This is a genomic window from Cognatundibacterium aquatile (assembly GCF_014699135.1).
GTDB lineage: Bacteria > Pseudomonadota > Gammaproteobacteria > Burkholderiales > Burkholderiaceae_D > Undibacterium > Undibacterium aquatile.
Genome location: NZ_JACOFT010000006.1, coordinates 241,890 through 258,495, shown reverse-complemented (window position 1 = coordinate 258,495; position 16,606 = coordinate 241,890). Strand labels below are relative to the sequence as shown.

General features: G+C 51.6%; 14 protein-coding genes and 1 riboswitch. Of the genes, 9 read left to right on the top strand and 5 right to left on the bottom strand.

The window, feature by feature from the left end:
* Nucleotides 1-8: 8 nt before the first annotated feature.
* Nucleotides 9-1,175, bottom strand: coding sequence for an efflux RND transporter periplasmic adaptor subunit (locus tag H8K26_RS16110; RefSeq protein WP_190480847.1), 1,167 nt, complete (start codon nucleotides 1,173-1,175; stop codon nucleotides 9-11).
* A gap of 125 nt (nucleotides 1,176-1,300) precedes the next feature.
* Here H8K26_RS16110 and H8K26_RS16105 point away from each other — a divergent pair, with 125 nt between their 5' ends.
* The 9 genes from H8K26_RS16105 to H8K26_RS16065 all read left to right on the top strand — a co-directional run bounded on the left by H8K26_RS16105 (nucleotide 1,301) and on the right by H8K26_RS16065 (nucleotide 9,593).
* Entirely contained in the window at nucleotides 1,301-2,044 is a 744-nt protein-coding gene (locus H8K26_RS16105; protein ID WP_190480846.1) for a response regulator, read from the top strand.
* Nucleotides 2,041-3,111, top strand: coding sequence for an ATP-binding protein (locus H8K26_RS16100; RefSeq protein ID WP_190480845.1), 1,071 nt, complete (start codon nucleotides 2,041-2,043; stop codon nucleotides 3,109-3,111). The genes H8K26_RS16105 and H8K26_RS16100 overlap by 4 nt, the downstream gene beginning before the upstream one ends.
* A gap of 143 nt (nucleotides 3,112-3,254) precedes the next feature.
* A riboswitch (FMN riboswitch) is annotated at nucleotides 3,255-3,439 on the top strand.
* 100 nt (nucleotides 3,440-3,539) lie between these two features.
* Nucleotides 3,540-4,265 (top strand): 3,4-dihydroxy-2-butanone-4-phosphate synthase, encoded by a 726-nt coding sequence (gene ribB, locus H8K26_RS16095; protein WP_190480844.1) that lies wholly within the window; start codon nucleotides 3,540-3,542, stop codon nucleotides 4,263-4,265.
* 83 nt (nucleotides 4,266-4,348) lie between these two features.
* Nucleotides 4,349-4,576: a hypothetical protein gene (locus H8K26_RS16090; protein ID WP_186898241.1), complete on the top strand. Its 228-nt coding sequence runs from the start codon at nucleotides 4,349-4,351 to the stop codon at nucleotides 4,574-4,576.
* Nucleotides 4,577-4,852: 276 nt separating this feature from the next.
* Nucleotides 4,853-5,371: a rhodanese-like domain-containing protein gene (locus H8K26_RS16085; protein WP_190480843.1), complete on the top strand. Its 519-nt coding sequence runs from the start codon at nucleotides 4,853-4,855 to the stop codon at nucleotides 5,369-5,371.
* A 111-nt stretch (nucleotides 5,372-5,482) separates the two neighbouring features.
* On the top strand, nucleotides 5,483-6,457 hold the full coding sequence (gene epsC / locus H8K26_RS16080) for a serine O-acetyltransferase EpsC (protein WP_190480842.1): 975 nt from the start codon (nucleotides 5,483-5,485) through the stop codon (nucleotides 6,455-6,457).
* Nucleotides 6,457-6,729 (top strand): helix-turn-helix domain-containing protein, encoded by a 273-nt coding sequence (locus H8K26_RS16075; RefSeq protein WP_370527202.1) that lies wholly within the window; start codon nucleotides 6,457-6,459, stop codon nucleotides 6,727-6,729. The genes epsC and H8K26_RS16075 overlap by 1 nt, the downstream gene beginning before the upstream one ends.
* A gap of 100 nt (nucleotides 6,730-6,829) precedes the next feature.
* Entirely contained in the window at nucleotides 6,830-7,759 is a 930-nt protein-coding gene (locus H8K26_RS16070) for a family 2A encapsulin nanocompartment shell protein (protein WP_186885682.1), read from the top strand.
* Nucleotides 7,734-9,593 carry a family 2A encapsulin nanocompartment cargo protein cysteine desulfurase gene (locus tag H8K26_RS16065; RefSeq protein WP_190480841.1) on the top strand — a complete coding sequence of 620 codons (1,860 nt, stop codon included), beginning with the start codon at nucleotides 7,734-7,736 and terminating at the stop codon, nucleotides 9,591-9,593. Before H8K26_RS16070 ends, H8K26_RS16065 begins: the two co-directional genes overlap by 26 nt.
* A gap of 108 nt (nucleotides 9,594-9,701) precedes the next feature.
* Here the strand turns inward: H8K26_RS16065 and H8K26_RS16060 are convergent, their stop codons facing one another.
* The 4 genes from H8K26_RS16060 to H8K26_RS16045 all read right to left on the bottom strand — a co-directional run bounded on the left by H8K26_RS16060 (nucleotide 9,702) and on the right by H8K26_RS16045 (nucleotide 16,330).
* Nucleotides 9,702-11,054 (bottom strand): alpha/beta hydrolase family protein, encoded by a 1,353-nt coding sequence (locus H8K26_RS16060; protein ID WP_190480840.1) that lies wholly within the window; start codon nucleotides 11,052-11,054, stop codon nucleotides 9,702-9,704.
* A 195-nt stretch (nucleotides 11,055-11,249) separates the two neighbouring features.
* Entirely contained in the window at nucleotides 11,250-12,506 is a 1,257-nt protein-coding gene (locus H8K26_RS16055; protein ID WP_190480839.1) for an OmpP1/FadL family transporter, read from the bottom strand.
* A gap of 268 nt (nucleotides 12,507-12,774) precedes the next feature.
* Entirely contained in the window at nucleotides 12,775-14,073 is a 1,299-nt protein-coding gene (locus tag H8K26_RS16050) for an LLM class flavin-dependent oxidoreductase (RefSeq protein ID WP_190480838.1), read from the bottom strand.
* Between the two features lie 4 nt (nucleotides 14,074-14,077).
* Nucleotides 14,078-16,330 (bottom strand): TonB-dependent receptor, encoded by a 2,253-nt coding sequence (locus tag H8K26_RS16045; RefSeq protein WP_190480837.1) that lies wholly within the window; start codon nucleotides 16,328-16,330, stop codon nucleotides 14,078-14,080.
* Nucleotides 16,331-16,606 lie beyond the last annotated feature (276 nt).

The window sequence follows — 16,606 nt, the reverse complement described above, 5'->3', positions numbered from 1 at the left end:
CCCTGAATTTATTTCGAACGCGCCGCAGATGCTGACGTCGCTTTCCACTGTTGTGCATTGACTTCGCTTCCCGGTTGCAAACGTTCCGCACCTTCAACGACGATAAGCTGGCCTACACTGATACCGCTGTTGACGACATAGTTCGATCCGACAAGGGCACCCAGTTCAATCGGTTTCTGAGTAACTTTTTTGCTGGCTTCCACCACCCACAGATATGCCTTCCCCTCACTGCCACGCTGGACTGCCTGCTGCGGAACTAATACCGATGCGGTTGCTGTTCCTTGTGGAACGCGGGCACGTACATACATTCCGGGTAACAACTGGCGGTCGCGGTTATCTACTTCGATACGTATTACGATCTCACCGCTGCTTGCGTCAACATTCACTCCAGAGAACAACAGTGTGCCGTTGACAGGGTAAGGATTGCCTTCTGCATCCAGCACCTGAACTGGGATTTCCTTTGCTTCGTTGTTCTTATCTTTCGCAAGCAGATAGGACATGGAGCTTAATTTTGATGCAGGCTTTCTGACGTCGACATAGACGCGATCAATTTGCTGAATTTTTGCCATGGGATTGACATCGCTGGCCGTGACCAGCCCGCCTTCAGTCAGCAATTCCTGACCAATGCGTCCGGAAATGGGCGCTTTGATGCTGGCATAGTCAAGATCCAGCCGGCGTCGTGCGAGGGTCGCCTTGGCTTGTGCAACATCTGCGTCTGCCTGCGCCGTCGCGGATTGCGCATCGTCCAACACCTGGCGGCTGACCGCATCACTCTCTGCCATCTGTTGCAGTCGTTTGCTTTGCAGTGTGGCGCGCTCAAGAACTGCCTCTGATCGTCTGAGAGCAGCGGCTGCGATATCAAATTCTGCTTTCAGTGGCGCTGCATCAATTTGAAATAATTGTTGCCCGGCACGCACTTCAGCACCTTGCTGAAACAGGCGTTTCTGAACGATGCCACCGACTTGCGGGCGAATTTCTGCGGTGCGATAGGCAACTACACGGCCTTGCAGCTCATCATGTAAAACGACATTCGCTGTTGGAATTTTCGTTGCTGCCACAATCACGGGCGGGGCTGCTACTTCGGGTGTTGATTTGTTGCATGCGGCGAGCGTAATAGCACTGATAGCAGTGAGCGTCGCTATCATTAATCGCTGTTTAACAAACGTGTTCGTCATGGTGATGTACCTTCTTTGGATATCCAGAGTCAGACTGGTCAGCCGCAAGCTTAATAAAACAGCGTGGGGTTTTCGTGGTGAATTTATGGAGTTATGATGGAGATCGCTATTTTTTCTGAATACTTATGAACCATCCTGCAGTTAATTCCGTTAGCACGAACAAACCAGAGCCTGGTGGCGCCTTAGTTCTCATCGCTGAAGATGAGCCGGAAATTGTCGAAATCATCAAGGCTTATCTGCATCGGGATGGCATGCGTACTGCTCATGCAAAAGATGGACGTGCTGCGTTAGAGTTGCATCTTGCAATCAAGCCGGATCTGGTTTTACTGGATGTCAAAATGCCCCATGTTGATGGTTGGCAGGTGTTGTCCGAGTTGCGACGAAGAGGGAATACGCCAGTGATCATGTTGACTTCACATGATCAGGATATTGATAAGCTGATTGCATTGCGTGTTGGTGCCGATGACTACGTCGTCAAACCGTTTAATCCGGCAGAGGTTGCCGCACGGGCATTGGCGGTTTTGCGGCGTACGGGTAGTGGCGGCGCGACGGAGCGTGGCCTGTTGCGCTGCGGACCGATAGAAGTCAATCTGGAAACGCATCAGGCTTACGTACAGATGAGGGACGAAGTTCTTCCGCTGCCTCTTACGCTGACCGAATTCCGCTTGCTGGCACACATGGCGCGCACACCGGCAAGGGTGCATAGCCGCGCTGAATTGCTGGTCAGCTGCCTGCCAGAAGGTGACAGCCTGGAGCGTACCGTTGATAGCCATATCAGCAAATTGCGTAAGAAATTAGAAGCCGCAGATGTACCGCATTTGCTGGTCAGCCTGCGCGGCGTCGGTTATTGCCTGAAGAGTCCATCGTGAGCACTGAATCTGATTTCAGCCGACAGATCATTCGCTGGACATCGGCGGTTGTGCTGAGCATCATCGCCATCGTTTTAATCAGTACGTATGTGTTTTATGCTTTACTGATTCAATGGGTTCCCAGTTTGTTTACAGACGTCGATCCAATGTCGCTGCCAACATGGCCGGAATGGATTTATATGGCAACGATTACTGTTGTCGGTCTTGTGTTTGGCATCGCTGCGGCAAGGAAACTGGCCAGGCGCATATTGATTCCGCTTAACTCGATTGCTGACAGTGTTAAACGTATTGCCGACGGCGATCTGTCTGCCCGCGCAGTTGCAGGTGATCGTACCTTGGGCGAAACCGCCGCCCTGGTTGATGGTTTTAATTCTATGGCAGAACGCTTGCAGAGTACCGCGCATGAATTAACGACCTGGAATGCTGCGATTGCGCATGAATTAAGGACGCCGCTGACGATACTACGCGGACGCTTGCAGGGCATGGCTGACGGCGTATTTCCGCCGGAGGAAACGCAGTTTCGTAATCTCTTGAATCAGGTCGATGGGCTTACCCGTCTGGTCGAAGATTTACGCGTCCTTAGTCTGGCCGATGGCGCTTATCTGAGCCTGAGATTGGAAGATGTGGATATTGCATCCGAAGTAAGTCAGGTGCTTGAACTCATGGCGCCATCACTGACTGCTGCCGGGTTTTATCTTGATATGAAGGTAGAAAACACTGTCATCGTTTGCGACCCGTCGCGCATACGACAAGTTATCGTTGCTTTGCTTGAAAATGCGCGTCGTTATGCGTCTCCCGGCAAGTTGCTGATTGAGTCCAGACTGTCGCAAAACGCATTTCATCTGACGGTGACTGATGAAGGGCCGGGCATTCCTGAACATCTGATTCCTTTTATCTTTGAAGCATTTCAACGCGGCGATGATTCCCGTTCGCGCGAAAGTGGCGGCAGCGGGTTGGGTCTGGCGGTGGTGCGCGCGATTGCACAGGCACATAAGGGGCAGGTCAGTTATTCTCAACACGCCGGTGGCGGCTCTGTATTTCAGATCACTTTGCCGAGAGCGCATTGAGGTGTAGGTCAGTGTCGTGGCAGTGTGCCTCTGCCCGACATGATGCCGCTTTCCGGACTTCACTATCGTCATCCATTCCTGAACTGAAAAACACCGGCAGAGCATTTTGCGTATAATCTGTCCGCCGATTATGTCGGCAGGTCGTACGTCTTCAGGGCGGGGTGTAATTCCCCACCGGCGGTAAAATTTGCCAGATATTTTTGGCAAAACAAGCCCGCGAGCGCTTGCAGTGAATGATCATCGTAGTTGTACTGATGGTGTTGCAAGGTCAGCAGATCTGGTGTGATTCCAGAGCCGACGGTGATAGTCCGGATGAGAGAAGATACGCCTGATATCAGTGCTCGCGCCAGCTTGCGAGCGCTGGCTTTGGGCTATTCAAAAATCCCCTGAAACGTCTTTTGCACATTTTTTTGCGGAGCGTTTCAATTATGTTGAGTAACACAAACAGTCTTACTGCAGTATCCGGTTCAACTACTGCATCATCTTCAGTCGCTACGACTGCACAATCTTCCCGGCGTTTTGTTTATTCCGACAGCCCGTTTGCTGAGCGTTTACAGCGTGCTCTGGCTGACCTTCGGAATGGGCGGCCAGTTTTATTGATGGACGATTTTGATCGTGAAAATGAGGCTGATCTGATCATCGCAGCGGAAAAAATTACTACCGAGAGCATGGCCAGATTGATCCGTGATTGCAGCGGCATCGTTTGCCTGTGCCTGACCGACGAGCGCTTGCAGCAGCTTGATTTACCACCGATGGTGGCAGCAAATGGCAGTCGTTTTGGTACGGCATTTACGGTCACAATAGAAGCAAAGCATGGTGTGACTACCGGCGTTTCTGCTGCGGATCGGGTTACGACGATTAAGGCTGCCATCGCAGATGGAGCCGTGCCTGGCGACCTGGCTCGGCCCGGGCATGTTTTTCCTTTGCGGGCAGTGTCTGGCGGAGTATTACAGCGGCGTGGTCATACCGAGGGTTCTGTGGATCTGGTGCGTCTGGCTGGAATGCAGGCGGCAGCGGTATTATGCGAACTGATGAATCCGGATGGCAGCATGTCACGTGGTCAGGATATTCTGAATTACGCTGCGGCGCATGATATTGTGATCCTGAGTATTGATGAACTGGCACAGCATATAAGCAATTTACAAGCTAGCTGAGTCACCGCGTTTATCAGGCGTTGAAATGATGATTTTTTACGGTGAATGGTCTGTTGATACAACAAAGGATGGGAGGTGTTTTAATGGGTGATCAACACAGTTGTCATAAGCGATCTCTCGCCACCGTATTGTGTGCATTCCTTTTGCTGTGTGTATCGTTTGCAGCATTCGCCGCACCTGCATCCTGGTATAAGTGGAAAAGCAAAATCAAAGATGCAGAGGTCTGTTCGCAGACTTCGCCGGGCGATGGTTGGGAGCGTACCGCAGGCCCTTATCGTGATGGGCGTTGTGAAAAAATCAAAAATGAATGACTGTTTTTCCTGCCTGTCCGAATAAACTGAAGAAGAAAATCATCTGAAAATAGAGCCTCCGCCAGCCATTAGCGGGGGCTTTTTTACGTGTTTATTCCGGCATTCATCTACGTTCGCTGATTAGTGTCGCCAGCAGGGCGACAGTACCGAAAGAAATCGTTAATCGTTTTTTGTATAAATAATCGCGTTTTAATTCGTTTTCCACTCTTAGAGATTTCGCTACAGTTTTGTCATAACGATGTGCGGTAAATACATCGATTGCTTTGAAAGATATTTATGACAGATTCTACGATGACTCCCAACGATGCATTTTCTTCCGCCAGTTCCGTTTCTGATGGCAGCGGTGGCGATGTCGCAAGCCTGCTTTCCCATGCAAGAGAGGATGCCCGCCAACAACAATTGCCTTTTGCCGGCAGTCTGACGCCGGTTGATGCCTGGCGTCTGGTACAACTCGGTGCCGCTACCCTGGTTGATGTTCGCACGAATGAAGAACGTAAGTTTGTTGGTCATGTTCCCGATAGTCAGCACGTTGCCTGGGCAACAGGCACAGCACTGACCCGTAATCCGCGCTTCGTGAAGGAGTTCGAGAGCAAACTCAAAGACAAGGCTGCCGTATTTTTGTTGTTATGTCGTAGCGGTAAGCGTTCGGCGGCAGCGGCTGAAGCACTGAGCAAGGCTGGATTTGTGAACGTCTTCAATATCACCGAGGGGTTTGAAGGCGAGATCAATGAGACGCAGCAACGTGGTCAGCTCGGTGGCTGGCGTTTGCACTCCTTGCCCTGGGTTCAGGATTAAGCACATATCAACGACCACACGGAATTTGCTGGTCTGTGGTCATTGACTCCCATTGACTCCCATTGACTCCATTTATCGGCAAGTTGTTTCACACCTGAACTGATCAGAGTTATGACTAACAATAAAATTAATCATCAAGTTCATGCGCCTGCAACACAGCGAGCGTCGTTATTTGGTATTGAGCAGGTCGTCAGTGAACTGGCCTCTGTGCGTCAGGCCTGGCGCAGCCGTCAGGTGCGCCCGTCGGAACCGGGTGGCCGTGAACTGCCATCGCGGGATGCGCTGACAAAAATACTTGAAGATCTGCGCGGAGCGCTGTTTCCCATGCGTCTTGGGCCACCGGAGTTGCGTCAGGAAAGTGAAGATTTTTACGTCGGGCACACCCTCGATTCGGTGCTGCATTCACTGCTGACGCAGGTGCGGCTGGAGCTGAGTTACGCATCGCGCTATAACAATCATCATGAGCTGCATACCGAAGACCGGGCAGTGTCTATCGTGCGTACTTTCTCACGTTCTTTGCCGCAGATACGCAGCCTGCTCGACAGCGATGTGATTGCCGCTTATCAGGGCGATCCTGCCGCCCGCAGTGTCGATGAAGTTTTACTCTGCTACCCCGGCGTGCTGGCCATGATTTATCACCGGGTTGCACATCAATTGTATTTGCTGGGCGTGCCTTTACTGGCACGTATCGTCGCAGAAATTGCACACAGCCAGACCGGCATTGATATTCATCCCGGTGCGCAGATTGGTCCCGGCTTTTTTATCGATCACGGTACCGGCGTGGTGATTGGTGAGACCGCAGTAATCGGGCAGCGCGTGCGTATTTATCAGGCCGTGACACTTGGAGCGAAACGTTTTCCCGCCGACGAAGAAGGCAATTTGCAGAAAGGTTTACCGCGCCATCCCATCGTTGAGGATGACGTCGTCATTTATGCCGGTGCGACCGTCTTAGGACGGATCACGCTGGGACGTGGCGCGACGATTGGTGGCAATGTCTGGGTCACGAATGACGTGGCACCCGGCAGCCATGTCAGTCAGGCGAGTTTGCGCCATGAACAGAATGTCGAAGCGCCTCATCCGGAGTGATGATGAAAGAGCTTTGCAATTGCTTTGGCATTGCCGTTCGTCAGGCGCGAGACGCACATCAGTGGTCGCAGGAAGTGCTGGCGGAAAAGGCGAATCTGAATCGTTCTTATATAGGCGAGATTGAGCGCGGAAAAGTGATTCCGTCTTTGGTGACGATGGAAAAACTATCACAGGCATTAGGCCTCCGCATGTCAGAACTGCTGGCTCGCTGTGAGGACGTGCGCCATGCCCAGGCAATGCAAAAGATGTCCTTGATGGCGATAGCATGTTGAATGAGGGCGATGGGCATCAGACACTGTCTTATCCGATGAATTGTTTTTCTTGTTGTTATTTTTTGCAGTCCGATAAATCCACTTACTCATGGAGTGACCTATGTCTGATGTACCTTCGCCGAATTTTGCACTGGGCGATAATGCTGCCCGTCAGTTAGCCAATGCAACCAAAACCGTTCCGCAGTTATCGACCATTTCTCCACGCTGGCTGGTGCATCTGCTGCAATGGCTGCCGGTTGAAGCAGGTATCTACCGTCTCAATAAAGTAAAAAATCCCAAGGACGTACGCGTTGCCTGTTCTCAGCGTGACGAATCTGAATTGCCGCAAACTTTTGTTGATTATGAAGAGCAACCGCGCGAATATTTCCTGAATGCAGTTGCCACCGTATTGGATGTACATACCCGTATTTCCGATCTGTATAGCAGCCCGCACGATCAGATTAAAGAACAATTACGTCTGACCGTAGAAACAATCAAAGAGCGTCAGGAAAGCGAGCTGATTAATAACCCTGATTATGGTCTGCTGGCGAATGTGCATGATGATCAGCGCATATCGACGCTGACTGGCGCACCGACACCGGACGATCTGGACGATCTGCTGACCAAAGTATGGAAAGAGCCAGGCTTTTTTCTCGCGCATCCGTTGGCGATTGCGGCGTTTGGCCGCGAATGCACACGTCGCGGCGTTCCTCCACCGACAGTCAGTCTGTTTGGTTCACAATTCCTGACATGGCGCGGCGTTCCTCTGGTTCCATCTGACAAATTACCGATTGAGGACGGCAAAACTAAAATCATTTTGCTGCGCGTTGGTGAAAAACGGCAAGGTGTGGTTGGTCTGTTCCAGCCCGGGCTGGCTGGTGAACAGAGCCCAGGTCTGTCAGTGCGTTTTATGGGCATTAACCGTAATGCGATTGCTTCTTATCTGATTTCTCTTTACTGCTCATTGGCAGTGTTGACGGATGATGCCCTGGCTGTGTTGGACGATGTAGAGATCGGTAAATACCATGACTATCCTGACACCTACAAATAATAGTCAGGTGTCTGCGGACGGTGTGCCGGATGAGGCACTGCTGAATCGCATGGCATCTGAATTCTTCGCGCTGGTGCCAGGTGCTGCTCAGGCGGCTGCGCAATTCCTGCCGGGATTGTCGCACCTGAACGAGCCGCAGCCAGCGCCGGTGTCTCCTGCCGGGAAAGCACCTGTTATCGAGCCGCAAAGCAGTTCGTCTGCACATGTTCCGCCATTGGCAGAGCCGGGCATCGCGCAAGGTGTACCCGCGATCTATGCGGCGGCCTTGCCGCACAACGGTGGTAGCAGCGTCGCACCGTCCCGGCCTCAGGCTGGTGGGGCAAGTTCGCCGTATTATTTTTTAGGCGGGGAACATGCTTATCCGTCGGCGGATACGGGTCTGGATAGTCTGGCGGCGCAGGCGACAGGAAGCGATCAGGTTAGCGCCCGCGCCTTTGGCTTACCCGGACAGGATCAATTGCAGCGTTTGCTAGGAGAGTTGTATCCGGCGAAACCGGCAACCGCCACATCAGCCACACCGGCAAATGAATTGTCGGCCACGTATTATTTTCAGCAAGGCGAGCAAAATTACTGGGATGCTGCTCCCCACGCTGCGAATCCTGCTTTGGCCGCACCATTTGATATCCATGCCGTACGGCGCGATTTTCCGATATTGGCCGAGCGTGTGAATGGCAAACAACTGGTCTGGTTTGATAATGCCGCGACGACGCAGAAGCCACAATCGGTGATCGACAGACTCAGCTATTTCTATGCACACGAGAATTCCAATATTCATCGTGCCGCACACGAATTGGCAGCGCGCGCAACCGATGCTTACGAAGGTGCGCGTAATACCGTGGCACGCTTTCTGGGGGCGGCGTCGCCAGAGGAAATTATCTTCGTTCGCGGTGCGACGGAAGCGATTAATCTGGTTGCCAATACTTTCGGTAAAAAGTTTATCGGTGCCGGTGACGAGATCATCGTGTCGCAACTTGAGCATCATGCCAACATCGTTCCCTGGCAACAGCTGGCCGCAGAAAAGGGTGCAGTGATACGGGTGATTCCGGTGGATGACAGCGGCCAGATTCTGCTGGATGAATATCGCAAACTGCTCAACAGCAAGACCCGTCTGGTCTCGGTCACGCAGGTGTCGAATGCACTGGGTACCATCACACCGGTACAGGAAATCATTGCGCTGGCGCATAGTGCCGGAGCCCGCGTATTGGTGGATGGCGCGCAGGCGGTGTCGCACCTGCGTGTCAATGTACAGGCGCTGGATGCCGACTTCTATGTGTTTTCCGGACACAAAGTATTCGGCCCCACCGGCATCGGTGTTGTCTACGGTAAAAAAGCTTTACTGGAGCAATTACCACCGTGGCAGGGCGGCGGCAATATGATTGCGGATGTGACGTTTGAACGCACCCAATATCAACCTGCACCAGCGCGTTTTGAGGCTGGTACCGGCAATATTGCCGATGCCGTAGGTTTGGGCGCTGCGATCGACTATGTGGAACGTATCGGTCTTGAAAAAATTGCTTTGTACGAACATGCTTTGCTTGAGTATGCAACCCATGGCCTGAAAAGCATACCTGGCGTACGCCTGATAGGCACGGCTCATGCCAAAGCGAGTGTTGCGTCTTTTGTTCTCGCTGGCTACAAGACCGAAGAAGTCGGGCACGCGCTGAATCAGGAAGGCATTGCGGTACGTTCAGGTCATCATTGCGCACAACCGATATTGCGACGCTTTGGTGTTGAGGCAACTGTGCGTCCTTCGTTTGCGTTCTACAATACCTGCGATGAAATAGACCGCCTGATCGCGGTGGTCAAACGCTTGTCGGCGACCCGCCGGAGTTGAGCAAAAATGACTGGCTGCCGTTGACAAATCAGCGTCGCGGCGTCAGTCGATAGGCATGGTCGCTGTAAAAAAAGCCGTATCCTTGTCATTCAGGGATACGGCTTTTATTTATTGTTTCTGTGATGTTGCCGCTGGCAGGTATTCCAGTTTCAATCCAACCGCAGTGCGAGCCGGGAAGCCTTTCCAATACGTATGGTCGGGTTTTTTGTTACCACTCTCATCTGTGCTCCACTTGCCGTCTTTGGCATTTTCGGTCAACGCGAGAAAAGCATCCATGCTGTCATCATGTTTCAGATATTTTCCCAGAAATGCCGTGACAAAATGCTGGGAGACATTATTCATCCTGGTGTTATCCCACACCGCGTCGATATAACTTTCAGCCGGAATACGTTTCAGTGTCGGCACTGCCTGCCATGATTCCTTCGGGGCAGGAATCGGTGCGCCTGCACTGTGATTGGCATTTTCAAATGTCAGCAGATAGCGCCCTGTATTGATGCTGGATTCAAACAGATTACGCACACCGGGCGAATAACCTGAGACATCATCGGCACTGCCGGCAATATAAAAAAGTGGCGTTTTGATGGCGGCCAGGGCCTGCGTATCCCATAAGCCTGCATTCCAGCCCCAGGGGGCAAATGCGACTGCCGCTTTAATCCGTTTGTCGATGGATGCCAGATAACGTGGATCATTTGCTGCGCGACTCTGTAGCGCGCCATTCGGCACGGTTGGTGCACTCACGCTTTTCGCGCTGACGCCGGCACCTAAACTGTTGAGCACACCGTAACCACCCATGGAATAGCCAATCAGCGCAGTGTTAGCTGCATCAATGATTCCTGTTAATTTCCCGGTATTGTCCTGTTCGTTTAACAGTGCCATCTGATTTAATACGAATAGCTGATCGAGAGAACGATTTAATAAAGTACTGGAAAAATTTTTAAACTCATGAAACGTGCTGTCGGTATGGTCGATCGCCACTACGACATAGCCTTTGCTGGCGAGATTTTCTGTCAGGTGACTGAGCAGAAAGCGGTTCCCCGGATAACCATGAGAGACGATCACCAATGGAAATACACCTGCATTTTTTTCGGCAGCGGCATCACGTACTGCTTTCCCTGTCAACGTCACCTCTGTTTTTCCATCGCGTAAAAACGTGCGGAATGTTGTCGCCGATGGCGAGTGGTCAGCAGCGACGGCTGGATACCAGATTTCCAGTGTCAGCGGCCGGTTATAGCGAGGGATAGCCTCATCTGGTTTCGCATTCAGAATATCCAGTTGCCCCGGATTGCTGACCTGTAGTGTTGTGACGCCGACAGGATAGCGGCCATACGCAGCCAGTTCTGGTGCGTCTGGGCGTATCTGATCAATCCGGTTATCGATTGCAAGAGCTGGATTGATCTGGGCAAGGCAAACCGCTGCGGTAATCCCAGACAGGGCAATGCAGATGTGTTTTTTGAATGTCATATTTCTGGCAGTAAGCAAAAATGTTTTTACTCGAAATGCCCTGACTCAGGCGGAGTAAAGAGATGTTGAGGTTAAGTAATGCGTGATGCGGTAAATCGTCGGTAGTGACAATGCATGCTGCCATCCTTGTGAACAGCTATTCAGGATGGCAGCATGTGCTGGAGTAGTGATCTCAGACCGCAACCTCAGATGTGTTCAGAATTTCCAGCCGTAAGCGACGCCGACTATATTTTCGCTAAGAGAGACATTGGCATTGCCAGCACCAAAAGATGTTGGGATGGAATTACTGCCATTGACGGTCTTTTTGAAACCATGTGTATATGAAAAACTCAATTCGCCGCCATTCGCCACTTTGTATGTAGCGCCCAGCGTCAGATGATCCTGCACCACTCCCGGCGCGAGAATATTGAAAAAAGTTTCGCTGGCAGGTACAGGCTGGCCGCCATGATTGTAGCCCGCACGCAGGGTCAGATCCTCGCTGTAATCATAGACTGCTCCCACTTTGACGACAGTGATGTCGCGCCAGCCAAAGCCTGCGCCTTTTTCAGAACCGAGTGGATTTCCAGCAAATAAATTTGCCAGAGGATTGGCGATAGAGCTGATGTAGCCATACTTGATCTGTTGCAGATCGGCTGCCAGCGTTAATTGCGGATGTACTTTGTATGCCAGGCCAATACCGTAATTTTCCGGAATGTCAAAACCACCGCCTTGTGCGAACAGACCACGGTATTTTTCAAAATTACCGGTTTTGACTTTCGATGCCCATGTCGCACCTAGTGTCAGCGCAGGAGTGATCTGTCCGCTCCAGCCCAGGCGCAGTCCCCAGCCAGTTGCGCTGTCATTGCCATTGTCGGTCAGGTTTTTACTGTCGATAGAGGCCGATGAAAAAACACTGACTCCCTTCGCTGAAAAGCGTTGATAAGCAAAATTGATGGCAGCACCAAACGCATGCTGGTCATTGACTTTGTAAGCCAGCGAAGGCGAAATGAACAGCTGTTCCAGATTAACGCCAGCGCTGCCTTTACTGCCAAATCCGGCGTAAGGATTTTTGCCATAATCGGTATTCATGCCGCCATTGCCGTAAGCCGCAATACCAATACTGACATCCTGATTCAACTGTCTGGTGTAGCCCAATTCAGGCAGCCAGAAATTCTTTTTGTCATTCCCTTCGTAGCTGCCATTAACGCCGGGAACACCGTTTCCGGTGATGTCGGTGCTGCGGCTGGGACTAAACCAACTGAGCCCGCCATCAATACGGTTTCCTGTCCACGCAATGCCTGCAGGATTGCTCGCCGCTGCCAGGCTATCTTGTGGTAACGCGATACCCGCACCGCCAGTGGCTTGAGTTCTGATACCGTAGCCATGAGAAAAATAGCCATCGGTAGCGAAGGCCGTGGATACCGTCAGCAGGCTCAATGCCAGCACGTTGAATTGTAATTTTGCGTGTTTCATAAAAGTCTCATTAGAGATGGAGCAGGCAGATTTCAGTTTGACCGCGCTCCTGGTTGTATGCGGTTTGATGTTCAAATGAGATTTAATCTTCGAAAGGAAAAGCGAGGAACGATTATTTTTAAATTTGCATATATGATTCAGCGTCGGCTAATTTCTACGACGACTTCGTCACAGGTAAAACTGAGCAGCGCAATTTTCAGAAGAAAAAATGCGACAAAAATATCCGGAATTTTTGTCGCATAAAAAATACAAGATACATTGGACTCAGTTATTTCGCATACCGGTTTTTCGGAAACGCCAGACCAAGGTGTTCGCGTAAAGTGGTTCCGGCATAACTGGTACGGAATAAGCCGCGTCTTTGCAATTCGGGAACAACCAACTCTGTGAAATCTTCCAGGCCGCCGGGCAGATATGGCGACATGATGTTGAATCCATCTGCTGCATCATTTTCAAACCAGAGCTGTATCTGGTCAGCGATGTGTTCCGGTGTGCCTATCAGTGTGAAGTGACCGCGCCCGCCAGCGATGCGCAAATACAGTTCACGTATCGTCAGATTTTCACCCTGAGCGAGCTGTGTCAGTAATTTCTGGCGGCTTTGCTGACCATTATCTGTGAGCGGTAATTCCGGCAATGGTTCATCGACAGGATAAGGTGTCAGGTCGAAATTACCTATCATTCTTCCCAGCAGGGTGATGCCATCTTTCGGCGTGACCAGATCTTGCAGCAGCTGAAATTTCCGTTGTGCTTCTTCCTGTGTTTTTGCAACGACAGGAAAAAGACCTGGCATGATTTTCAAGTCATCACGATGACGTCCGGCTTTTTCCACTCGTGCTTTCAGATCCTGATAAAAGGCTTGCGCAGAGGCGAGTGTGGGATGCGCAGTGAAAACCACGTCGGCAGTTTCAGCGGCCAGATTCTTTCCGGTTTCCGAGCCGCCCGCCTGCACGGTAATCGGCTTTCCCTGCGGACTGCGGCTGACATTGAGCGGCCCTGCGACAGAAAAGTGTTTGCCGTGATGCTGCAAGGTATGTAGTTTTTGCGGATCAAACTGGATAGCATTTTGCTTATCGTTCAGAATCGCATCATCTTCCCAGCTATCCCATAAACCTTGTACTACCTGATGAAATTCCTTTGCCCGTTCATAGCGCTCTGCATGCCCTACATGTTCTGTGCGGCCAAAATTAGCTGCTTCGGCTGCATTATCCGAGGTCACCAGATTCCAGCCAGCGCGACCTCTGGAAATTCTGTCCAGTGAAGCGAATTTGCGGGCAACATGATAAGGCTCATTGTATGTTGTAGTGGCGGTGCCTATCAGTCCTATGCGATCGGTGACGGCGGCAATCGCAGAGAGCAAGGTCAATGGCTCCAGTCCGCCGACGCCGCTGGTCAGCGCAACGCTGTCGGCGAAAAAGACGGCGTCGAAGCAGGCACGTTCCGCAGTTTTCGCCAGATGCTGGTACAGCCTGAGCGGGTCTGCGCCGGTATCGGCCTGCGGATGCCGCCAGGCGGCAACATGATGTCCGTTATGAAGTAAAAAAGCGCCGAGTTTCAGTTCGCGTTTTGTCATGATCTCAGAAATCCTTTCTGGCCGTGATGCCGAAATAGCGTTGATCGTCGCGGGGTACTGCACGGGTGACGTAGCCGCTGCTGTTGACCAGATTCGTCGCGTAACTCTTATCGCCCAGATTTTTTCCTATCAATGCAATTCGCCAGCCATTGTCGGATGAGGATAAGGCGATGCTCGCATTAATCAAACCGACGCTACCCTGTATCGTGTTAACCGACTGGAATAAGTCGTACTGCACTTTGCTTTGCCAGCTGTAGTCGGCAGACAGCTCCAGATGCAAGCCATTGGCCAGTGGAATACCATAGCTGGCACGGCTGAAGCTTTTCCATTTCGGTGAGAATGGTAAGGTCTGACCATTCAGCGTGCAGGAGGCCGCGGCTGCAGCAGGGCAGTTGAACTGATCAATTCTGGCGTCGATATAGGCCAGTGATGTACTCAGATTTAGACGGGAAGCAGGGCGCGCTTCAACGTCAATTTCCACACCACGCGTTGATACTTCGCCCGCATTGATCAGACGGGTGACAACTGCACCGGCGACAGTGTCATAAAAATTCGCCTGATAGTTTTTATAGTTGGTCTGGAATGCGGCCAGATTCACACTCAGCTTTTTATCGAAGCCGATGGCCTTGATGCCGACTTCATAGGAGTCAGATGTTTCTGGTTTCAGCGCGAGCGTGTCGCGATTGAGCATGTTGAAGAATACATTGTAAGCAGGGCCTTTGTAGCCACGCGACACGGTTGCATACGTGCTGATGTCTTTGCTCAGATCATATTGCAAGCCTGTGCGCCCGGACCATGCACTTTCGGACGTTGATCCGGCATTGTTGGTGGCCGGTTGTACGCCTGCAAATGCTGTTGTCTGCGTTGAGGTGCGGGCATGGTTGTAAGAAAGTTCGTCACGCGTCCAGCGCGCGCCGGCAATCGCTTTCAATCCATCGCTGATCACGTAGTTGCCTTCGCCGAACAGGGAATAGCTATCGCTCGTAACACTATACGGCGCAAAACCGGAATTGATCGACGTTGCTGACGTCGTGACGATGCGTTGATAAGTTTCCTCATCTTTGCCATGCAGATAATAAGCACCGAGAACGTAATCGACGATGCTGTCTTTAGGTGAGGCCAGCCGTAATTCCTGTGAAAACTGGCGATAGTGCAGCGTGCCGATATCACGGGTCGCGGGAAAAGCTGCACTGATACGACTGAGATCAGCACTGTTGCCTATGGCCGATGTGGTCGTGTGCTGTTCATTGTCCCACTGACGTGCGGCGGTGATGGAGGTGAGTGTATAACCCTGACTGCGCCAGTCAATCTGCGCGGAAATCCCTTTGTTGAAATCGCTGATATCACTTGGAATATCGGTGCGGATCTGGCGATTTTCAGTGCTTGCGATCACCGGTGCAATCGCTTGTGAAAATGGTGCGCTGGTGGATTTGTAAGCGACAAATGTCGGTGAACTGTTTGAACGCAGATAGTCGGCAACCAGCGTGATATCAAGGTCGCTGTTCGGCGTTACCAGTACTTTCGCACGTAAGCCCTGACGGTCGAATCCATTCACCTTATTACCGCTGGTGACGTTATCGACATTACCGTCATATTTCGTGTCCAGCGCAGTCAGCGAGGCGCGTACTGTTTCCGGTGCCAGCGTGCCGGAAACACCTGCCCGTAAGCGCCTTTCATTACCTTCAAAATACGAGGCGTCAATGAAACCGGCAGTGTCTTTGCCAGGTTTGCGGCTGACGACATTGAGCACACCCGAAGACGCATTTTTGCCAAACAAGGTGCCCTGCGGGCCACGCAATATTTCGATGCGGTCGATGTCGAGTAAGTCCAGCGTTGCCTGCCCAGGGCGAGCAAAGACGACACCATCCACCACGGTGGAAACCGTCGGTTCGACGCCGGGTGATGTGGAAATCGTGCCTATCCCACGGACGAAGATAGTGCTGTCTTTATTGCCTCCTTGCTGACGGAAATTCACACTCGGTAATTCTGCGGCAATACTGTCGATGCTGTTGCGATTCGCTTGTTCAAGCAGGTCGCCGTTGAGTACCGATACCGCGACAGGCACCGAACGTAAACTCGCTTCCCTGCGTGTGGCTGTCACTGTGACTGATGGCAGACCCGCCTGATCGTCACTTGCCGGAGGTGCCGCATTTTCAGCAGCAGCGGTGCTGATGGAAATTGCGGCAACGCTCAGCAAGCTGCCTAGTTGCTGAGCACGGCGACGCTGCAATAATTTGTTTTTTGTATTGATCTTCATGGTAGTCCTTTAATCCCTCAATCTTTGTAAATGCCATTCTGCAAAGCGCTGCTGCGTTGATGGTCTGCGTGCTCATCCTTTTCGTGTGTGATAACAGCAGTCTTACTGTGCAACGGCCTCTTAGTTGAATCGGTAATAAGCAACGAAGGAAATGCGACTTCGCTGCTGCTATCGGTGCTGTTAGAATTTGCATGGTACCGATACCATTTTTAGTTTCTTTGATGGCGATATCCAAGTCAAAGAATTAAAACAAGCATCTAAATGTCTTTTGAGAAT